The sequence below is a fragment of the Pseudomonas paraveronii genome (assembly GCF_963681955.1).
Classification (GTDB): Bacteria; Pseudomonadota; Gammaproteobacteria; order Pseudomonadales; family Pseudomonadaceae; genus Aquipseudomonas; species Aquipseudomonas paraveronii.
Genome location: NZ_OY817130.1, coordinates 438,500 through 454,783, shown reverse-complemented (window position 1 = coordinate 454,783; position 16,284 = coordinate 438,500). Strand labels below are relative to the sequence as shown.

19 protein-coding genes and 1 pseudogene are annotated in these 16,284 nt (G+C 61.6%); 13 read left to right on the top strand and 7 right to left on the bottom strand.

Translation table 11 applies throughout. From position 1 onward, the window contains the following. Positions 1–17 precede the first annotated feature (17 nt). On the top strand, positions 18–545 hold the full coding sequence (locus U5A08_RS01960; protein WP_321850061.1) for a fimbrial protein: 528 nt from the start codon (positions 18–20) through the stop codon (positions 543–545). A 73-nt stretch (positions 546–618) separates the two neighbouring features. On the opposite strand, the gene U5A08_RS01955 is transcribed toward U5A08_RS01960, so the two are convergent. The 3 genes from U5A08_RS01955 to U5A08_RS01945 all read right to left on the bottom strand — a co-directional run bounded on the left by U5A08_RS01955 (position 619) and on the right by U5A08_RS01945 (position 2,300). Beyond that, entirely contained in the window at positions 619–1,485 is an 867-nt protein-coding gene (locus U5A08_RS01955) for a phasin family protein (RefSeq protein WP_321850059.1), read from the bottom strand. A gap of 12 nt (positions 1,486–1,497) precedes the next feature. Continuing rightward, positions 1,498–1,920: a phasin family protein gene (locus U5A08_RS01950; protein ID WP_253392857.1), complete on the bottom strand. Its 423-nt coding sequence runs from the start codon at positions 1,918–1,920 to the stop codon at positions 1,498–1,500. A gap of 104 nt (positions 1,921–2,024) precedes the next feature. Continuing rightward, on the bottom strand, positions 2,025–2,300 hold the full coding sequence (locus tag U5A08_RS01945) for a polyhydroxyalkanoic acid system family protein (protein ID WP_247397021.1): 276 nt from the start codon (positions 2,298–2,300) through the stop codon (positions 2,025–2,027). Positions 2,301–2,444: 144 nt separating this feature from the next. On the opposite strand from U5A08_RS01945, the gene ubiE reads away from it, so the two are divergent. From ubiE to U5A08_RS01890, 12 genes and pseudogenes are all read left to right on the top strand, one after another. Then, positions 2,445–3,215: a bifunctional demethylmenaquinone methyltransferase/2-methoxy-6-polyprenyl-1,4-benzoquinol methylase UbiE gene (gene ubiE / locus U5A08_RS01940; protein WP_106577513.1), complete on the top strand. Its 771-nt coding sequence runs from the start codon at positions 2,445–2,447 to the stop codon at positions 3,213–3,215. Then, positions 3,215–3,838 carry a ubiquinone biosynthesis accessory factor UbiJ gene (locus U5A08_RS01935; protein ID WP_253392855.1) on the top strand — a complete coding sequence of 208 codons (624 nt, stop codon included), beginning with the start codon at positions 3,215–3,217 and terminating at the stop codon, positions 3,836–3,838. The genes ubiE and U5A08_RS01935 overlap by 1 nt, the downstream gene beginning before the upstream one ends. Then, entirely contained in the window at positions 3,835–5,439 is a 1,605-nt protein-coding gene (ubiB, locus tag U5A08_RS01930) for a ubiquinone biosynthesis regulatory protein kinase UbiB (protein WP_253392846.1), read from the top strand. The genes U5A08_RS01935 and ubiB overlap by 4 nt, the downstream gene beginning before the upstream one ends. A 41-nt stretch (positions 5,440–5,480) precedes the next feature. Continuing rightward, on the top strand, positions 5,481–5,873 hold the full coding sequence (hisI, locus tag U5A08_RS01925; protein WP_017849884.1) for a phosphoribosyl-AMP cyclohydrolase: 393 nt from the start codon (positions 5,481–5,483) through the stop codon (positions 5,871–5,873). Positions 5,874–5,875: 2 nt separating this feature from the next. Then, positions 5,876–6,208 carry a phosphoribosyl-ATP diphosphatase gene (locus U5A08_RS01920; protein ID WP_253392824.1) on the top strand — a complete coding sequence of 111 codons (333 nt, stop codon included), beginning with the start codon at positions 5,876–5,878 and terminating at the stop codon, positions 6,206–6,208. 25 nt (positions 6,209–6,233) lie between these two features. Then, entirely contained in the window at positions 6,234–6,512 is a 279-nt protein-coding gene (locus tag U5A08_RS01915; protein ID WP_253392822.1) for a twin-arginine translocase TatA/TatE family subunit, read from the top strand. Positions 6,513–6,522: 10 nt separating this feature from the next. Then, positions 6,523–6,924 carry a Sec-independent protein translocase protein TatB gene (gene tatB, locus U5A08_RS01910; protein WP_253392820.1) on the top strand — a complete coding sequence of 134 codons (402 nt, stop codon included), beginning with the start codon at positions 6,523–6,525 and terminating at the stop codon, positions 6,922–6,924. Then, on the top strand, positions 6,921–7,715 hold the full coding sequence (gene tatC / locus U5A08_RS01905) for a twin-arginine translocase subunit TatC (RefSeq protein WP_247402944.1): 795 nt from the start codon (positions 6,921–6,923) through the stop codon (positions 7,713–7,715). Before tatB ends, tatC begins: the two co-directional genes overlap by 4 nt. After that, positions 7,712–8,419, top strand: coding sequence for a 16S rRNA (uracil(1498)-N(3))-methyltransferase (locus U5A08_RS01900; protein ID WP_321850054.1), 708 nt, complete (start codon positions 7,712–7,714; stop codon positions 8,417–8,419). Before tatC ends, U5A08_RS01900 begins: the two co-directional genes overlap by 4 nt. A gap of 81 nt (positions 8,420–8,500) precedes the next feature. Next, positions 8,501–9,559 (top strand): annotated as a pseudogene (locus U5A08_RS29775) (methyl-accepting chemotaxis protein); the annotation flags it as partial. Continuing rightward, complete coding sequence (locus U5A08_RS29770; protein ID WP_425262839.1) at positions 9,545–10,417, top strand: methyl-accepting chemotaxis protein; 873 nt, start codon at positions 9,545–9,547, stop codon at positions 10,415–10,417. The pseudogene U5A08_RS29775 and the gene U5A08_RS29770, both read left to right, overlap by 15 nt. A gap of 143 nt (positions 10,418–10,560) precedes the next feature. Then, complete coding sequence (locus U5A08_RS01890) at positions 10,561–12,468, top strand: methyl-accepting chemotaxis protein (protein WP_321850051.1); 1,908 nt, start codon at positions 10,561–10,563, stop codon at positions 12,466–12,468. Positions 12,469–12,471: 3 nt separating this feature from the next. On the opposite strand, the gene U5A08_RS01885 is transcribed toward U5A08_RS01890, so the two are convergent. From U5A08_RS01885 to U5A08_RS01870, 4 genes are all read right to left on the bottom strand, one after another. After that, positions 12,472–13,206: an amino acid ABC transporter ATP-binding protein gene (locus U5A08_RS01885; RefSeq protein ID WP_253392813.1), complete on the bottom strand. Its 735-nt coding sequence runs from the start codon at positions 13,204–13,206 to the stop codon at positions 12,472–12,474. Beyond that, a complete protein-coding gene (locus U5A08_RS01880; protein ID WP_321850049.1) occupies positions 13,199–14,158 on the bottom strand; it encodes an amino acid ABC transporter permease in 960 nt (319 codons plus the stop codon). Before U5A08_RS01880 ends, U5A08_RS01885 begins: the two co-directional genes overlap by 8 nt. A 207-nt stretch (positions 14,159–14,365) precedes the next feature. Next, on the bottom strand, positions 14,366–15,163 hold the full coding sequence (locus tag U5A08_RS01875) for a transporter substrate-binding domain-containing protein (protein WP_105695026.1): 798 nt from the start codon (positions 15,161–15,163) through the stop codon (positions 14,366–14,368). 219 nt (positions 15,164–15,382) lie between these two features. Further along, positions 15,383–16,183, bottom strand: coding sequence for a transporter substrate-binding domain-containing protein (locus U5A08_RS01870; protein WP_253392808.1), 801 nt, complete (start codon positions 16,181–16,183; stop codon positions 15,383–15,385). Positions 16,184–16,284 lie beyond the last annotated feature (101 nt).

Genomic DNA, 16,284 nt, shown 5'->3' with positions numbered 1-16,284 from the left:
ATACCGGAGATTACCCGATGAACATCCGCACGCTGCCGCGACTGCTGGCAATCACTGCTGGCCTCGCCGCCCATGCGGTCCAGGCCGCGACCACGGGCACCCTGACCTTTGTCGGCCAGGTCAACGCCGGCACCTGCAACCTGGCGGCCGGCGATCTGAACCGCACCGTCACATTGCCGACCATCAAGATTTCCGACTTTGATGCCACGCCCTCCACCGGGGGGTTCGATTTCGAGATCTCGGCCGACTGCGAATCGGACATCCGCAACGTCACGTTCCTGTTCGCAGGCAGCGCCTCCAGCGGCAACGCCGTGCTGTTTGCCAATACGGGAACCTCAGGCGGCACGGCCCTTTGGCTGTTACACCGCACGACACCCGGCTACACCATCCCCGCCAACGGCACCGACGCACAGCGCAGCCGCACGGTGGAGACCAGCAGCAACAAGGCGGTGTTGCCGCTCACGGCGGCGTACCATAAAACCGGCGAGGCGGTCACCCAAGGGACCTTGGCCAGCGCGGTGACGGTGTCGATCACCTACAACTGAGCAGCCTGTTTACGCAGACAAAAAAACGCCCGACCTTCACAGGCCGGGCGCTTTTTCAGGTGCCCCGAAAAGATCAGGACTGACTGGATGGCGTCGGGGCTACCGATGCGGCAGCCGGTGCCGGCGCAGCGGTCGGCGCGGTTGCCGAATTGGCGCTGGAAGCGGCGGGCGCCGGGGTCGCAGGCTTGGCGGCCATGGCCAGCTTCGCGGCGGCTGGCTTTTTCGCTGCAACCGGCTTCTTCGCGGCGGCAGGTTTGGCTACGGCGGGCTTGGCAGCGGGTTTGGCTGCGGCCTTGGCGGCAGGTTTAGCAGCAGGCTTGGCGGCGGCTTTAGCGGCCACTGGTTTAGCGGCAGGTTTAGCCGCTGCCACTTTCGCCGCCGGCTTGGCCGCAGGTTTAGCCACCGCTTTGACTGGCGCTTTGGCCGCGGGTTTTGCAGCCGGCTTGGCAGCGGCTTTGACCAATGGCTTGGCGGCCGTTTTCGCAGCCGGTTTGGCGGCAGCGGTTTTAGCCGCAGGCTTGGCCGCAGCGGCCTTCACCGGGGCGACTTTGGCACCGGTGAGTTTTTCGATCTGTTTGGTCAGCGTGTCAACCTTGCTGTGCAGGGCCTTCACTTCACTACGGCTAGGTACACCCAGTCGTGAAATGGCACTGTGCAGACGCTTATCGAAAGCCCCTTCCAGTTCGCCCCATTTGTCACTGAGTTTCGACTTGGCCGAACCCGCAGTCGCTTTGGCAGCGTCCACTTGTTTGCCGACGGTGCTCTTGGTCAACTTCTCGGCCTTCTCGCCGTCTTTAACCAATGTCTCGAAGAGTTTACTGCCGTCACTGTCGATCTTCGAGTAAACGCCTAAACCAGCCAGCCAGATCTTGCGGGAATATTCTTCAACTTTCCCGACCCACGAGCTGCCTTCTTTCTGAGTAGTCTTTTTAACAGCCATCCCGATGTCTCCTTAGTGTTTACGCGCGACACGTTCGAGCAATGCCGTCAGCTCTTCGAGCTTAGCAGAGAGTGTCTCAACGTCATGTTTAGACGCAATGCCGATTCGATTCAAGGCACTTGCAACACGACTGTCAAAAGCTTTTTCAACTTTATCCAGTTGAACTTCCACCCGGCCTTTGACGCTGGAGAGATTACTCTTTACTTGGTCAATCTGACTGTTGGCCGCATCCAGTTGTTCAACCGCAACTTTTTTACCTTTACTTTCAACATGTTGACCGGTCTTAACCAGCTCTTTGAAGTACTCGCCGCCCTCGCTTCCGACCTTGGCATAGGCGCCCAGGCCTGCCAGCCAGATCTTGCGGGCATAGGTTTTAACGTCGTCCAGGGCGCGGCTCGGGGCGTCGATTTTTTTCTTCAGGATAACTTTGGCCATGATGCACCTCACGTAAAAAGGGTGGAGGAACGGCCCGCAGAAGTTGAGGGCGTGGGCACAAAGTAGGCAGAAAAATTAGAATCGGCACCCTAAGAACAGCAGGATCACGCCAAGGCTTTATCCAGGGCTTTCTCGATTTCAGTCTTGATCGTGCCACTCATGGCCGACATCAACAGGCCCAGTTCCACATCAATACGCAACAGATCATCGGCGACCAACACCGTGCCTTTAACCCCCGAACGCTTGAGGTTCAACGTATCGCCAGACCATGAAGGCTGCAGGCCATATTGATCCTGGAGTTTCTGTGCCAGCTTCTCGGCCTTCGCCCGTGCGCCTTCTTTACCCAGAGAATGCGCACGTTCAACAGTGATACGGGCCATTGCAATGACTCCTCTTTATAACGACTTGAACACCTGCCATGCGGCAAAAGGTCTCGGTGAGCACCTATCTTACCTTCAGCCTTGCCAAGACAAAGCAGGCCTTGGGGATTATCATGTCCCGCATTCAATTTTGGTGACAGCGATATGACTGATCAGCGCAAAGGCAGCGATGCCGAACCCACCACTCACTTCGGCTTCAAGAACGTCCCGGAAAGCCAGAAAGCGGAAAAAGTCGCTGAAGTGTTCCACTCCGTTGCGGCCAAGTACGACCTGATGAACGACGTGCTGTCCGGCGGCATGCACCGCCTGTGGAAGCGCTTCACCATCGAGCTGTCGGGCGTGCGTACAGGCAACCGCGTGCTGGACATCGCCGGTGGCACGGGCGACCTGGCGGCCAAGTTCTCCAAGCTCGTCGGCCCGACCGGCCAGGTGGTGCTGGCGGATATCAACGGCTCGATGCTCAAGGTCGGCCGCGATCGCCTGCTCGACAAAGGCGTGGCCGGCAATATCGAATTCGTCCAGGCCGATGCGGAAAAGCTACCGTTCCCCGACAACCATTTCGACTGCGTGACCATCGCCTTCGGCCTGCGCAACGTGACCCACAAGGAAGACGCGATCCGCTCGATGCTGCGCGTGCTCAAGCCCGGTGGCCGCCTGCTGGTGCTGGAGTTCTCCAAACCGACCAACGCGCTGATGTCCAAGGTCTACGACACCTACTCGTTCGCCTTCATGCCGTTGATGGGCAAGCTGATCACCAATGACGCCGAGAGCTATCGCTACCTGGCCGAGTCGATCCGCATGCACCCCGACCAGGAAACCCTGAAGTCGATGATGGTGGACGCCGGTTTCGACCGCGTGACCTACCACAACATGACCTCGGGCATCGTCGCCCTGCACCGCGGCATCAAGCCCTGATGCTGTTCCAAGGCCTGCTCGCCAGCGTCGAACACGGTGTCAACCGGGTGCTGCGCCTGGACAGCACCGCCCTGGCGCGGCTCGCGCATTTGAACGGCAAGATCATCGCCGTCGACTGCACGAGCCCGGCCTTGCAGCTGTTTATCCTGCCCAGCGACGAAGGCCTGTTGCTCGCGACCCAGTGGGCCGCCGAGGCCGACTGCACCCTGCGCGCGCCGGCCTCGAGCCTGTTGCACCTGGCGCTGAGCCGCAACAAGACCGCTATCCTCCACGGCCCCGAAGTGGCGCTGGAAGGCGACAGCGCGGCGCTGATGGACCTGGCCGCCGTGCTGCAAGACCTGGAACTGGACTGGGAATACGAACTGTCGCGCTGGATCGGCCCCGTGCCCACCCAATTGATCAGCGGTCACCTGCGCAGCCGCACGCGCTGGTACCAGCAGGGGTTCGCCAGCCTCAACCAGAACCTCGCCGAATACCTGAGCGAAGAATCGCGCACCCTGGTCGGACAACGGGAAGCGCAAGCGCGCTTTCGTGAACTCGACAAGGCCAAAATCGACCTGGAACGCCTCGAGGCCCGCTTCGAGCGCCTGAGCCGTTCCCTTGATCCAAGCGATAACGCATGAAGCTGCTCGCCGTCCGCCGTTTGTTCCGTATCCAGCGCGTCGTCATCCGCTACCGCCTCGATGACCTGCTGTTCGCCCTGCCGTTGCCGTGGTTCCTGCTGGCCGTGCGCTATGTGCTGCCGTGGCGCTGGTTCCCACGCAAGCCGTTGGACCTGAGCCGTGGCGCGCGCCTGCGCCTGGCCCTGCAGGATCTGGGGCCGATCTTTATCAAGTTCGGGCAGATCCTCTCGACCCGTCGCGACCTGTTGCCGGAAGACATCGCCGACGAGCTGATGCTGCTGCAGGACCGCGTGCCGCCGTTCGATTCGCAGCAATCGATGAAGCTGATCGAAGAGCAGTTGGGCAAGAAGATCAGCGACGTGTTCAGCCGTTTCGACGTCGAGCCCCTGGCTTCGGCCTCGGTGGCGCAAGTGCATGCGGCGCAGCTCAAGACCGGCGAAGAAGTGGTGGTGAAGGTGATTCGCCCAGGCCTCAAGGCGATCATCGGCCAGGACCTGGCGTGGCTGTTCATTCTCGCCCGCGCCGCCGAACGCTTCTCCGCCGACGCACGCCTGCTGCACCCGGTGGACGTGGTCGCCGACTACGAAAAAACCATCTACGACGAACTCGACCTGCTGCGCGAAGCGGCCAACGCCAGCCAGCTCAAGCGCAACTTTGAAGGCTCACCGCTGCTGTACGTGCCGCAAGTGTACTGGGACTGGTGCCGCCCTAAAGTGTTGGTGATGGAGCGCATCTACGGCGTGCAGGTCACCGACCTCGCGACCCTGACCGACCAGCGCACCGACATGAAGATGCTCGCCGAGCGCGGTGTCGAGATCTTCTTCACCCAGGTGTTCCGCGACAGTTTCTTCCACGCCGACATGCACCCCGGCAATATCTTCGTCAGCACCATCAACCCGTGGAGCCCGCAGTACATTGCGATCGACTGCGGCATCGTCGGCAGCCTGACCCCCGAAGACCAGGACTACCTGGCGCGCAACCTGTTCGCCTTCTTCAAGCGTGACTACCGTCGCGTGGCGCAGTTGCACATCGATTCGGGTTGGGTGCCCGCAGAAACCAAGCTCAATGAATTCGAAGCGGCGATCCGCACCGTGTGCGAGCCGATCTTTGAAAAACCGCTAAAAGATATTTCCTTCGGCCAGGTACTGATGCGCCTGTTCCAGACCGCGCGGCGCTTCAATATGGAAGTGCAGCCGCAGTTGGTGTTGCTGCAGAAAACCCTGCTGAACATTGAAGGCCTGGGCCGCCAGCTGTACCCCGATCTCGACCTGTGGAACACCGCCCAGCCGTTCCTCGAACGCTGGATGCGCGAGCGGGTCAGCCCGAAAACCCTGCTGGGCAACCTGCAGAGCCAGGTGGAGCAACTGCCGCACCTGGCCAACATGACCCGCGACCTGCTGGAACGCATGTCCCAGCCCCACGCCAAGGACCCGACGACGCCGTGGCACACGCGCAAGGACGACTGGTTCCTGCGCCTGCTGGGCGCCGCGCATCTGGTCGGCGGGGTGATGCTGGCCATCGGCGGGCCGCTGAATCAACTGGGCCACTGGCCGGCCGGTATCATGGTCGCCGTGGGTGTTTATCTGATCGTGCGTCGGTAGCCAATCCGGTTATACACTGTCGCAAATTGCCGGAGCCGAAGATGAAAGACTGGCTGGACGAGATCAAGTGGGACAGTGACGGCCTGGTGCCGGCCATTGCCCAGGACTACAAGACCGGGCGCGTGCTGATGATGGCCTGGATGAACCGCGAGGCCCTGAGCCTCACCGCCGCTGAGCAGCGCGCCATTTACTGGTCACGTTCACGTGGCAAACTGTGGCGCAAGGGCGAAGAGTCCGGGCACGTACAAACCCTGCACGAAATACGCCTCGACTGCGACGCCGACGTGGTGATCCTCAAGGTCGAGCAGATCGGCGGTATCGCCTGCCACACCGGCCGCCACAGCTGCTTCTATCGCGTGTTCGAGAACGGCGAGTGGAAGGTTGTGGAGCCGGTACTCAAAGACCCGCACGCCATTTACTCGGCAGGACACTGAACATGAGCGATACCCTGAACCGTGTGGCCCAGGTGCTGGAAGACCGCAAAGGCGCGGATGCCGAAAGCTCCTACGTCGCCAGCCTGTACCACAAAGGCCTGAACAAGATCCTGGAAAAGCTCGGCGAAGAATCCGTCGAGACCATCATTGCCGCCAAGGATGCCGAGATCAGCGGTGACTGCAGCGATGTGATCTACGAAACCGCCGACCTGTGGTTCCACAGCCTGGTCATGCTCGCCCAACTGGGGCAGCATCCGCAGGCCGTGCTGGATGAACTGGACCGTCGCTTCGGCTTGTCCGGGCATGTCGAAAAGGCCTCGCGCCCGTCCGCCTGAATAACTTTTATAGAGGAATTGCAGCATGGGCATTTTTGACTGGAAACACTGGATCGTCATTCTGGTAGTAGTCGTTCTGGTATTTGGCACCAAGAAACTGAAAAACCTCGGCACCGACGTGGGCGAGTCGATCAAGGGCTTTCGCAAGGCCATGAACGACGACGAAAAGCCGGCCGAACCCGCCGCCACCCCGGTGCCACCGACCCAGCCTGTCCACACGCAGGCAGCCCAGCCGATCACCGAGCGTCGTACCTTCGACGTGCAGGCTGAAAAAGTCGAAGAGCCGATCCGCAAAGACTCGTGAGCACTGACTAATGTTTGGTATCAGCTTCTCTGAACTGCTGCTCGTCGGCCTCGTGGCCTTGCTGGTACTGGGGCCGGAACGCCTGCCCGGTGCCGCGCGCACGGCTGGCCTGTGGATCGGGCGCCTGAAACGCAGTTTCAACGCCATCAAACAGGAAGTTGAACGGGAAATCGGCGCCGACGAAATCCGCCGCCAACTGCACAACGAGCACATCCTGTCGTTGGAGCAAGAGGCGCGCAATATTCTGACGCCGGTGCAGGAGCAGGCCAAGCCGGTGGCGCCCGTGGCCGAGCACAGCATCGCGCCGACGCCCGCTGTTGAAGCAACGCCCGCCACTCCAACCGAGCCAGCGCCGGCGCCCATCGCGGCGCCCGCTCCCCATGACCCTACATTGCCGCCGCGAGCCCCATGAGCGCTGATAAACCGGAAAACGACCAGCACATGCCGCTGGTCTCGCACCTCACCGAGCTGCGTACCCGCCTGCTGCGTTGCGTGGCGGCGATCTTCGTGATCTTTGCCGGGCTGTTCGCCTTTACCCAGCAGATCTACACCTTCGTCTCCACGCCCCTGCGCCATTACCTGCCAGCGGGCGCGACGATGATCGCCACCGACGTGTCGTCGCCGTTCCTCACACCATTGAAGCTGACGATGATGGTCTCGCTGTTCCTGGCGATCCCGGTGATCCTGCACCAGATCTGGGGCTTCATCGCCCCCGGCCTGTACAAGCATGAGAAGCGCATCGCGGTGCCGTTGTTGGTGTCGAGCATCCTGCTGTTCTACACCGGCATGGCGTTCGCTTACTTCCTGGTGTTCCCGCTGATCTTCAAGTTCTTCGCCGCCGCCACCCCGGCCGGCGTGGAGATGATGACCGACATCACCAGCTACCTCGACTTCGTGATGACGCTGTTCTTCGCCTTCGGCGTAGCCTTCGAAATCCCGGTGGCCGTGGTGTTGCTGGTATGGATCGGCGTGGTCAACGTGCAATACCTGAAGAAGGTCCGCCCCTACGTGATCATCGGCTGCTTCGTGGTCGGCATGATCCTGACCCCGCCGGACATCTTCTCCCAGACCCTGCTGGCCGTGCCGATGTGGATGCTGTTCGAGATCGGCATCCTGTTCAGCAGCCTGATCACCAAGCGTGGCGAACACCCCGACGACCAAGCCGCCGACGACAACGACCAGCCGCCAGCGACCCAGCCGTGAACCTGCTGCTGCTTGAAGAGGCCGACTTTATCGCGGCCGACCGGGTGGTCCTGCGTGACCGGCGCCTGGTGCATATGCAGGACGTCCACCGCGCGACGGTGGGCGACAACCTGCGGGTCGGGCGCATCGGCGGGCTGATGGGCAATGCCCAAGTGCTGCGCCTGGAAGCCCGCGAAGCCGAGCTGCAAGTGGCCTTCGACCTGCCGCCGCCGGCCAAACTGCCGCTGACCCTGTTGCTGGCCCTGCCCCGCCCGAAAATGCTCCGCCGGGTGCTGCAAACCGTCGCCGCCATGGGCGTGCCGAAGGTAGTGCTGCTCAACAGCTACCGCGTGGAAAAGAGCTTCTGGCAAACCCCCTTCCTGGAGCCCGAGGCGATTCGCGAGCAATTGATCCTCGGCCTGGAGCAGGCGCGGGACACGGTGTTACCCGAGATCATCATCGAAAAACGCTTCAAGCCCTTCGTCGAAGACCGCCTGCCCGCTCTGACCGCAGGCACCCTTGGCCTGATCGGCCATCCCGGCGATTACCCACCCTGCCCGCGCGGGCTGGATGAGCCGGTGACCTTGGCCATCGGCCCGGAAGGCGGCTGGATTCCCTACGAGGTCGACCTGCTGACCAAGGCCGGCTTGCAACCGGTGCAACTGGGCGCACGCATCCTGCGGGTTGAGACCGCCGTCACCGCCCTGCTCGCCCGGCTGTTCTAGCCACCCTATTCCTACAGATTCTTGCTGCGCTGCCGATAACCGTCGAATAAGTTCAAGCCTTGTTCCACGGGAGTTCGCAACATGTATCGTTGGTTAGCCGAAAAGCTGGGGAATGTCAGCGTCAACCACAAGCTGGGCGTAGGCTTTGGCCTGGTGTTGCTCCTTACCTTGTTGATCACCTTCACCGGCTGGACCGGCCTGGGCGATGTGAGCAGCCGTGGCGACAAACTGGGGTATATCTCCAGCCTCAATGTCTTGACCAAAGACCTGCGTATCGCCCGCCTGGACTATGAAATGCGCCATGGCGAACAAGGCACGGCAGCCGTCAGCGACCTGCTGAACCGGCTGGACAGCGGCATGAAGACCGCCCGCACGCTGATCGAAAATCCCACGGACATCGCCCTGATCGATGAGCAATTGGCCGCCGTGGACCAATACAAGCTCGCATTCAGCGATATGGCGCAAGCCGGCGCCAACCGCGAAGATGCGCGCAGCAAGCTGGGCAATACCGCCGACAATGCCGTGCTCAAGGTGAATGAAGTCGAGAAGTCCCTGCTGCAAGGCGACAGCGTCACCCCATTCAATAGCGTGGTCGAACTGAGCAAGCTGATCCAGCAAGCGCGCTTCCAGGTCCGCGGCTACACCTACAGCGGCAAGGTCGAGGCTGAGCAACCTGCGCTCGACGCCATCGACAACGCCCTGAAGAAGATCACTGAACTGCAAGGCGCATTGCCGGCGCAATACCAGGCCGAGCTGCAGCAGGCCAGTGTCTCGCTGCAAGCCTATCGCGCCGCCGTCAGCCAGTTCCGCGACTCCCAGGCGGCCACCGCCATCGCACTCAAAACCATGGCCGCGCAAGGCGATATCCTGCTAACCCGCAGTGATAAGCTCACGATTTCCCAGACCGCAGTGCGCGACACCGATGCCGCCCAGGCCAAGTACCTGCTGCTGCTCGCCACCGTACTGGCATTGATCTTTGGCCTGGTGGCCGCCTGGGTGATTACGCGCCAGATCGTCACCCCACTGAATCAGACCCTCAAGGTGGCCGAGCGCGTTGCCTCGGGCGACCTGAGCCACGACCTGACGTCCACGCGCCAGGACGAACTGGGCCAACTGCAACGTGCCATGCAAAGCATGACCGTGGGCCTGCGCGAACTGATCGGCGGCATCAGCGACGGCGTCACCCAGATCGCCAGCGCCGCCGAGCAATTGTCGTCGGTCACCGAGCAGACCAGCGCCGGGGTCAACAATCAGAAAATCGAGACCGACCAGGTCGCCACGGCCATGAATGAAATGGCCGCGACCGTGCAGGAAGTTGCGCGCAACGCCGAGGAAGCGTCCGAAGCCGCCGTAGCGGCCGACCAGCAGGCCCGCGAAGGCGACAAGGTGGTCGGTGAAGCCATCGTCCAGATCGAACGCCTGGCCACTGAGGTCGGCAACTCCACCGAGGCCATGGGCCATCTCAAGCGCGAAAGCGACAAGATCGGCAGCGTGCTCGACGTGATCAAGTCGGTGGCCCAGCAAACCAACCTGCTGGCGCTTAACGCCGCGATTGAAGCAGCGCGAGCCGGTGAAGCCGGGCGTGGCTTCGCGGTGGTGGCCGATGAAGTGCGCAGCCTGGCCCAGCGCACGCAAAAATCCACGGAAGAGATCGAAGAACTGATCGTCGGCCTGCAAGCCGGCACCCAGCAGGTGGCGACCATCATGGACAACAGCCGCGGGCTGACCGACAGCAGCGTCGAGTTGACGCGCCGCGCCGGCAGCGCCCTGGCGAACATCACCCGTACCGTATCGACGATCCAGGCGATGAACTCGCAGATTGCCACCGCCGCCGAGCAACAAAGCGCCGTGGCCGAAGAGATCAACCGCAGCGTACTGAACGTGCGCGATGTGTCGGAGCAAACGTCCTCGGCCAGTGAAGAGACCGCCGCCTCCAGCGCTGAACTGGCGCGCCTGGGCATCTACCTGCAAACCCTGGTCGGGCGCTTCCGCATCTGACCGGCGCTGGGCGGCGAGCCATCCGGGTCGCCGCACTTCAGCAACTTGTGAAATTTCCTACGCACTTATCAGCCCTCCCTCACCCCAAATCGTTTTAGCGTTTGCCTTGTCGCACAGCGCTTTTTCAGATTTGGAGGTGCATCATGTTTCCTCGGCTGACCCGCTTGCTGGTCAACGCCAGCGTCCGACTCAAACTCGCCCTGGGGTTTGGCCAGGTGCTGGTCCTCAGTTTCATCATCGCCATGACCGGCTGGCAGGCCTTGAATGCCGCCCTGTTCCGCTCCAGCAACCTGACGGTGCTGGGCCAACTGGCCGCCGACGCGGAGGCCATGCGCGCCGACCGCATCGTGTACCGAACGCTCACCGACACGGCCAGCCTGGGCAAAATGACGCGGCAGATCGAAAAAATCGACCAGCACCTCGACTACCTGTCAAAACACTTGAAAGATCCGACCGACCTGCAGCGCCTTGAGGAGGCCGAACGTCTGGTAGCCAGCTTCAAAGCGGTACTGGTGGAATTGCCGCCGCTGATCGAACAACGGGAAAACACCCGGCCGCCGCTGCAAAAAATCGCCCTGCAAGCCAGCGACACCCTCGCGCAACTGGCCAGCGAACTGCCGGACCAGGACGACCAGAAGGCGCTCGATGCCGTCGAAGATCTGCGCCAGGCCATGGAGCAGGCCGAAGATCGTGTCCGCAGCCCCGCCTGGGCCGCCGAGTCGTTGCAGGCCTATGTCGAAACGGTGGGCAAGGCCCTCGACGCTCTGGACGTCGCTCAAGCCGCCGTCACCAGCCTGCCCGTGGACTCCGCCCTGCTCAAAACCGACCTCGCGCAATACCGCGCGCTGCTGACCACGCTCAAGCAGGCGCAACTCGACACCGAAACCGTGCAAATACGCTTTGAACAACAACTCGATCAACTGCTGGAGCAAAGCGACCTAGTCAGCCAGGGGCAAATCGTCAAGTGCGACCGGGAAGCCGAGCAAACCCAAACACGGCTGATCAGCGTCACCCTTGCCGCCCTGCTACTGGGGGCCTTGGCGGCCTGGTGGATCGCCCGGCAGATCGCCCTGCCGTTGCGCGACGCCTTGGCCGCCGCCAACCGCATTGCCTCGGGCGACTTAAGCGAAAAACCCGTCGTGGAGCGCCGCGACGAACTGGGCCAGTTGCAGCAGAGCATGGCGCAGATGACCCGCAACCTGCGTGGCCTGATCAGCGGCATCGGCGACAGCGCCCGGCAAATCGCCAGCGCGGCCACACAGTTATCCACCGTCACCGAACAAACCCGCGCCGGGGTCAACAATCAAAAGGACGAAACCGATCAGGTGGCCACAGCCATGAATGAAATGCTCGCCACCGCCCAAGAGGTCGCCCGGCATGCCGAGCAGGCGTCGATCGCGGCGCGCGAAGCCGACCAACAGACCCACCTTGGCGACAAAGTGGTTGCGCAGGCGGTGGAGCAGATCGGCCACCTGGCCAGTGAAATGGCACTCTCCAGCCGGGCGATGCTGGCGCTGCAGCAGGAGAGCCAACAGATCGGCAGCGTACTCGACGTGATCAAGTCAGTCTCCCAGCAGACCAACCTGCTGGCCCTGAACGCCGCCATCGAAGCGGCGCGTGCGGGCAGTGCCGGGGAAGGTTTCGCGGTGGTCGCCGATGAAGTGCGCAGCCTGGCCCAGCGCACGCAGGAATCGGCCGAGGAAATTGAAGGACTGATCCTGCGCCTGCATACCGGCACCCAGCAGGTGGCGGACATCATGGACAGCAGTCGCAGCCTGACGGACAACAGCCTCAGCCTGACCCGCGACGCCGGCGACGCCCTGGCGGCCATTGCGCGCACGGTGTCGGTCATCCAGGAAATGAACCCGCAGATCGCCGCCGCCGCCGAGGAACAAAGCGCGGTGGCCGAGGAGATCAATCGCAGTGTGTTGAAGGTGCGCGATGTGTCCGAGCAAACCGCCGCCGCCGGTGAAGAAACGGCGGCAGCGAGCGCTCAATTGAGCCAGTTGAGCCTGGATTTGCAGACACTGGTCGGCAAGTTCAGGCTCTGAGGCTCACAGCACCTGGCGCAGGAAGGCCTGGGCGCGCGGGTCTTTCGGCGCGTCGAAGAACGCGGCCGGGGCCGCGTCTTCGAGCAGCTTGCCATGGTCGAAGAACAGCACTCGGTCCGCCACTTCACGGGCAAAGCCCATTTCGTGGGTGACACAGACCATGGTCATGCCTTCCAGGGCCAGGGTTTTCATGACGTCGAGCACTTCGCCGACCATTTCCGGGTCGAGGGCCGAGGTGGGCTCGTCGAACAGCATCACCTTGGGTTCCATCGCCAGCGCACGGGCAATCGCCACCCGCTGCTGCTGGCCGCCGGACAGCCGCGAGGGAAACTCGTTGGCCTTTTGCGCAATGCCGACCTTTTCCAGCAACGCCAGGGCCTTGGCTTCACGCTCTTTCTTGCCACGCTTGCGCACGACTTTTTGCGCCAGGCACAGGTTCTCCAGCACGGTCATGTGGGGGAACAGGTTGAAGTGCTGGAACACCATGCCGACTTCGCGGCGATAGGCGTTCACGTCGGTTTTCGGATCAGCCAGTTGCAAGCCGTCGATGCTCACCGAACCCGAATCGAACGCTTCCAGGCCATTGAGGCAGCGCAGGAAGGTCGACTTGCCCGAGCCAGACGGGCCGATCACCACCAGCACTTCGCCCTTGGCGACCTGGGTGGTGACGTGGTCCACCGCGCGCACCACATGGCCACGGGTGTCGAAGACTTTTACCAGATCGCGGACTTCAATCACTTTGCGCGAGCCTCCGCTCAAGCCGGCTGGCCATTTTCGACAGCGGCAGGTTGATCAACAGGTACAGGCCTGCCACGCAGAACAGGATTTCAAACGGCGAAAACGAGGTGGTGATGACTTCGCGGCCGCTCTTGAGCAGCTCGGTAATCGCGATCACCGATACCAGCGAGGTGTCTTTCACCAGGCTGATAAATTGCCCGGCCAGGGGCGGTAGCACGCGTTTGAGCGCCTGCGGCAGCACCACATGGCGCATCGACTGGCTGGCACTCAAGCCCAGCGAGCGCGCGGCTTCGTTCTGGCCTCGGGCGATCGACTGCACACCGCCTCGGACGATTTCCGCCACGTAGGCCCCGGTGAACAGCGACAGCGCAGCGATCGCGGCAAACTCCCGGGACAGGTTGAGCACCGTACCGATAAAGAAATAGAAAATGAAGATCTGCACCAATAGCGGGGTGCCGCGCACCAGTTCGACGTAGATCGTCGACAGATCGCGCAAGGTCGGGTTGCTGGACAGCCGGCACAAACCCGTCGCCAGGCCGATCGCCAAGCCCAATATCCCGGACACCACGGACAGCCACAAGGTGGTCCACAAGCCCCACATCAATGGTCCCAGCGCCCACTGCCGGGTCACGCCCACTACATCGCCTTCCGCCACGTCATCGCCACGTGCCACTTGCAGGCTGTTGTCGGCCACGGTGAGTTTTTGCTCCGTGCCCGCGTCGTTGCGCAGGGTGACTTCGGCCACATCGCCTTTGCGCACCAACTCGACAACGGTGGACACATCCGCCGCGCGCTGGGACGTTTCGGCCTGATAGGCGAAATATTGCGGCACGCGGTTCCAGCGCCATTCGTAGGACATCAGCGACGTGGCGTAGTACAAGGCGCCAGCCAGGCCGACCAGCACGACCACGGTCAGCAGGTGCCAGGGCCATTGGGCTTTTTTCTGTTTCATTACTCAACATCCAAAAGGGTCGGGTAAGCCCCGCCTTTGTGGCGGGCGGGTTTGCCCTAATGCCATTCAGTCAAGGCATTTTGTAGGAGCGAGCTTGCTCGCGAAAAACTCAAAGACACCGCGTTTATTCAGTAAGCCCGCGTTATCGTTGACGGCCTTCGCGAGCAAGCTCGCTCCTACAGAAAGCAGGAGCCATAGGAGCCGGCGTTATTCCATGTCCTTGAGCCACTCGGAGCTCTTGAACCACTTGTCATGGATGCGATCGTAGGTGCCGTCGTTCCTGATCTGGTGCAGGAAGTTGTTGATGTAGTTGATGCTGTCGTAATCGCCTTTCTTCAGACCGAAGGCCAACGGCTCGAAGGTGAAGGGTTCTTCGAGGAACACCAGCTTGCCGTTACCGACTTTCTTCTCGGCGACGACGTTGTACGGCGCGTCATACACAAAGGCATCGGCCTTGCCGTTGACCACGTCCAGCACGCCTTCCTGTTCGTTGTCGTAGCCGTGGTACTTGGCCTTGGAGATCAGCTTCTTGGCGACCATCTCGCCGGTGGTGCCGAGCTTGGAGGTCAGGCGGTATTTCTCGTCGTTCAGGTCTTTGTAGGACTTGATGGTGCCTTCCAGGTCCTTGCGAATCAGCAAGGTCTGGCCAACCACGATGAAGGGTTCGCTGAAGTTCAGGCGCAGGTTGCGTTCCTGGGTCAGGGTCATGCCGCTGCCGATCATGTCGAACTTGCCGGTGAGAAAGGCCGGGATAATGCCGTCGTAGCCGGTGGACACCAGCTCCAGCTTGACGCCCATGGACTTGGCCATGGCCTTGAGGATGTCGACTTCGAAGCCGATGATTTCACCGCGCTTGTCGGTCATTTCGAACGGCATGTAGGTCGGGTCCATGCCGACTTTCAGCGTGCCGCGCTTGACCGCATCGTCGATGGCACCGGCCTGAGCCGCATTGGCCGCGACCAGCGCGGTGACGCCGAGCAGCAGCATCGAAAGATACTTTTTCATCATCAAGTCCCCTGAACGATTCTTATGAGGTCGGCGCGCAAAAGGGCTGCACCATTTCGGGGTGCGATCCTAACCCACTCGCTGCCCGGCACAAAGGTTTCACGGGTAATTGTTGTCGAGGTATGTCGGAATAACCCTACAACGCCACGCAGAAGCGCAGGGATAGACACCTTATCGCCCGGCTCAGGCAATGGGTTGATGTGTAAGCACTTATGACTTTCAGTCGACCTCCGCCATCCAGTCGGTGTCCTTGAACCACTTATCGTACAGGCGATCGTAGGTACCGTCCTGCGCCACTTGGTTGAGGAAATGGTTGATCCAGTTCAGGCTGTCGTAATCGCCCTTTTTCAGGCCGAACGCCAGGGGCTCGTAGGTGAAGGGTTGCTCCAGCACCAGCAATGCCTGGTTTTCCGGCCGAGTCATCGCGATCAGGTTGTAGGGCGCGTCATGGATAAACGCATCGGCCGCACCGATCACCACCTGGCGCACCCCTTCCTCCGGCGTCGCGAAACTGCTTAGCCGAGCAGCCCCAAGGAATCGTTGCGCCGCAGCCTCTGCGGTAGTGCCTTCAGTGGTGGCGATGCGGTAGCCGGCGTCGTCCAGGTCCTCGATGCTGGCAACCTTGCCGGCGAGGCGCGGATGCAGCAACACCGTTTGGCCGACCACGATAAACGAGTCGCTGAAATTCAGCTTGAGGTTGCGCTCCTGCGTGACCGTCATGCCGCTGCCAATCAGATCGAACTTCCTCGCCATCAGCCCCGACAGCAACTCGGTGTACGGCACCGCCACCAGTTCAAGCTCAACCCCCAGGGCGCGGCTCATCGCCTGGAGCAAGTCGACTTCAAAACCGACGATACGCCCCTGTTTATCGGTCATCTCGAACGGCACGTAGGTGGGCGTGGTACCCACTTTCAGCACGCCACGCCGAACGGCGTCGTCCAGCGCGCCGGCCTGCACCAGACCACCGTGAATCAATGCGACAGCGCCCATCAGCAATGCCGAACAATACCTTTTGATCATGAATCCCCCTGTGGTCGAGTCAAATTTCGGGGGGCGATGCTAACTCAGACACAGGCACGGCAATACGCCTCGAACCAGGGACTTTTGTTTCGAAATAACAA

What these genes read in the sequence shown, in the direction of transcription:
- U5A08_RS01945 (WP_247397021.1), bottom strand. Translation starts at nt 2,300, where the DNA reads ATGGCCCGTATCACTGTTGAACGTGCGCATTCTCTGGGTAAAGAAGGC.
- U5A08_RS01920 (WP_253392824.1), top strand. Translation starts at nt 5,876, where the DNA reads ATGAGCGATACCCTGAACCGTGTGGCCCAGGTGCTGGAAGACCGCAAA.
- U5A08_RS01955 (WP_321850059.1), bottom strand. Translation starts at nt 1,485, where the DNA reads ATGGCTGTTAAAAAGACTACTCAGAAAGAAGGCAGCTCGTGGGTCGGG.
- U5A08_RS01950 (WP_253392857.1), bottom strand. Translation starts at nt 1,920, where the DNA reads ATGGCCAAAGTTATCCTGAAGAAAAAAATCGACGCCCCGAGCCGCGCC.
- U5A08_RS29770 (WP_425262839.1), top strand. Translation starts at nt 9,545, where the DNA reads ATGCAAAGCATGACCGTGGGCCTGCGCGAACTGATCGGCGGCATCAGC.
- tatC (WP_247402944.1), top strand. Translation starts at nt 6,921, where the DNA reads ATGAGCGCTGATAAACCGGAAAACGACCAGCACATGCCGCTGGTCTCG.
- U5A08_RS01870 (WP_253392808.1), bottom strand. Translation starts at nt 16,183, where the DNA reads ATGATCAAAAGGTATTGTTCGGCATTGCTGATGGGCGCTGTCGCATTG.
- U5A08_RS01915 (WP_253392822.1), top strand. Translation starts at nt 6,234, where the DNA reads ATGGGCATTTTTGACTGGAAACACTGGATCGTCATTCTGGTAGTAGTC.
- U5A08_RS01880 (WP_321850049.1), bottom strand. Translation starts at nt 14,158, where the DNA reads ATGAAACAGAAAAAAGCCCAATGGCCCTGGCACCTGCTGACCGTGGTC.
- U5A08_RS01875 (WP_105695026.1), bottom strand. Translation starts at nt 15,163, where the DNA reads ATGAAAAAGTATCTTTCGATGCTGCTGCTCGGCGTCACCGCGCTGGTC.
- U5A08_RS01890 (WP_321850051.1), top strand. Translation starts at nt 10,561, where the DNA reads ATGTTTCCTCGGCTGACCCGCTTGCTGGTCAACGCCAGCGTCCGACTC.
- tatB (WP_253392820.1), top strand. Translation starts at nt 6,523, where the DNA reads ATGTTTGGTATCAGCTTCTCTGAACTGCTGCTCGTCGGCCTCGTGGCC.
- ubiE (WP_106577513.1), top strand. Translation starts at nt 2,445, where the DNA reads ATGACTGATCAGCGCAAAGGCAGCGATGCCGAACCCACCACTCACTTC.
- U5A08_RS01935 (WP_253392855.1), top strand. Translation starts at nt 3,215, where the DNA reads ATGCTGTTCCAAGGCCTGCTCGCCAGCGTCGAACACGGTGTCAACCGG.
- U5A08_RS01960 (WP_321850061.1), top strand. Translation starts at nt 18, where the DNA reads ATGAACATCCGCACGCTGCCGCGACTGCTGGCAATCACTGCTGGCCTC.
- hisI (WP_017849884.1), top strand. Translation starts at nt 5,481, where the DNA reads ATGAAAGACTGGCTGGACGAGATCAAGTGGGACAGTGACGGCCTGGTG.
- ubiB (WP_253392846.1), top strand. Translation starts at nt 3,835, where the DNA reads ATGAAGCTGCTCGCCGTCCGCCGTTTGTTCCGTATCCAGCGCGTCGTC.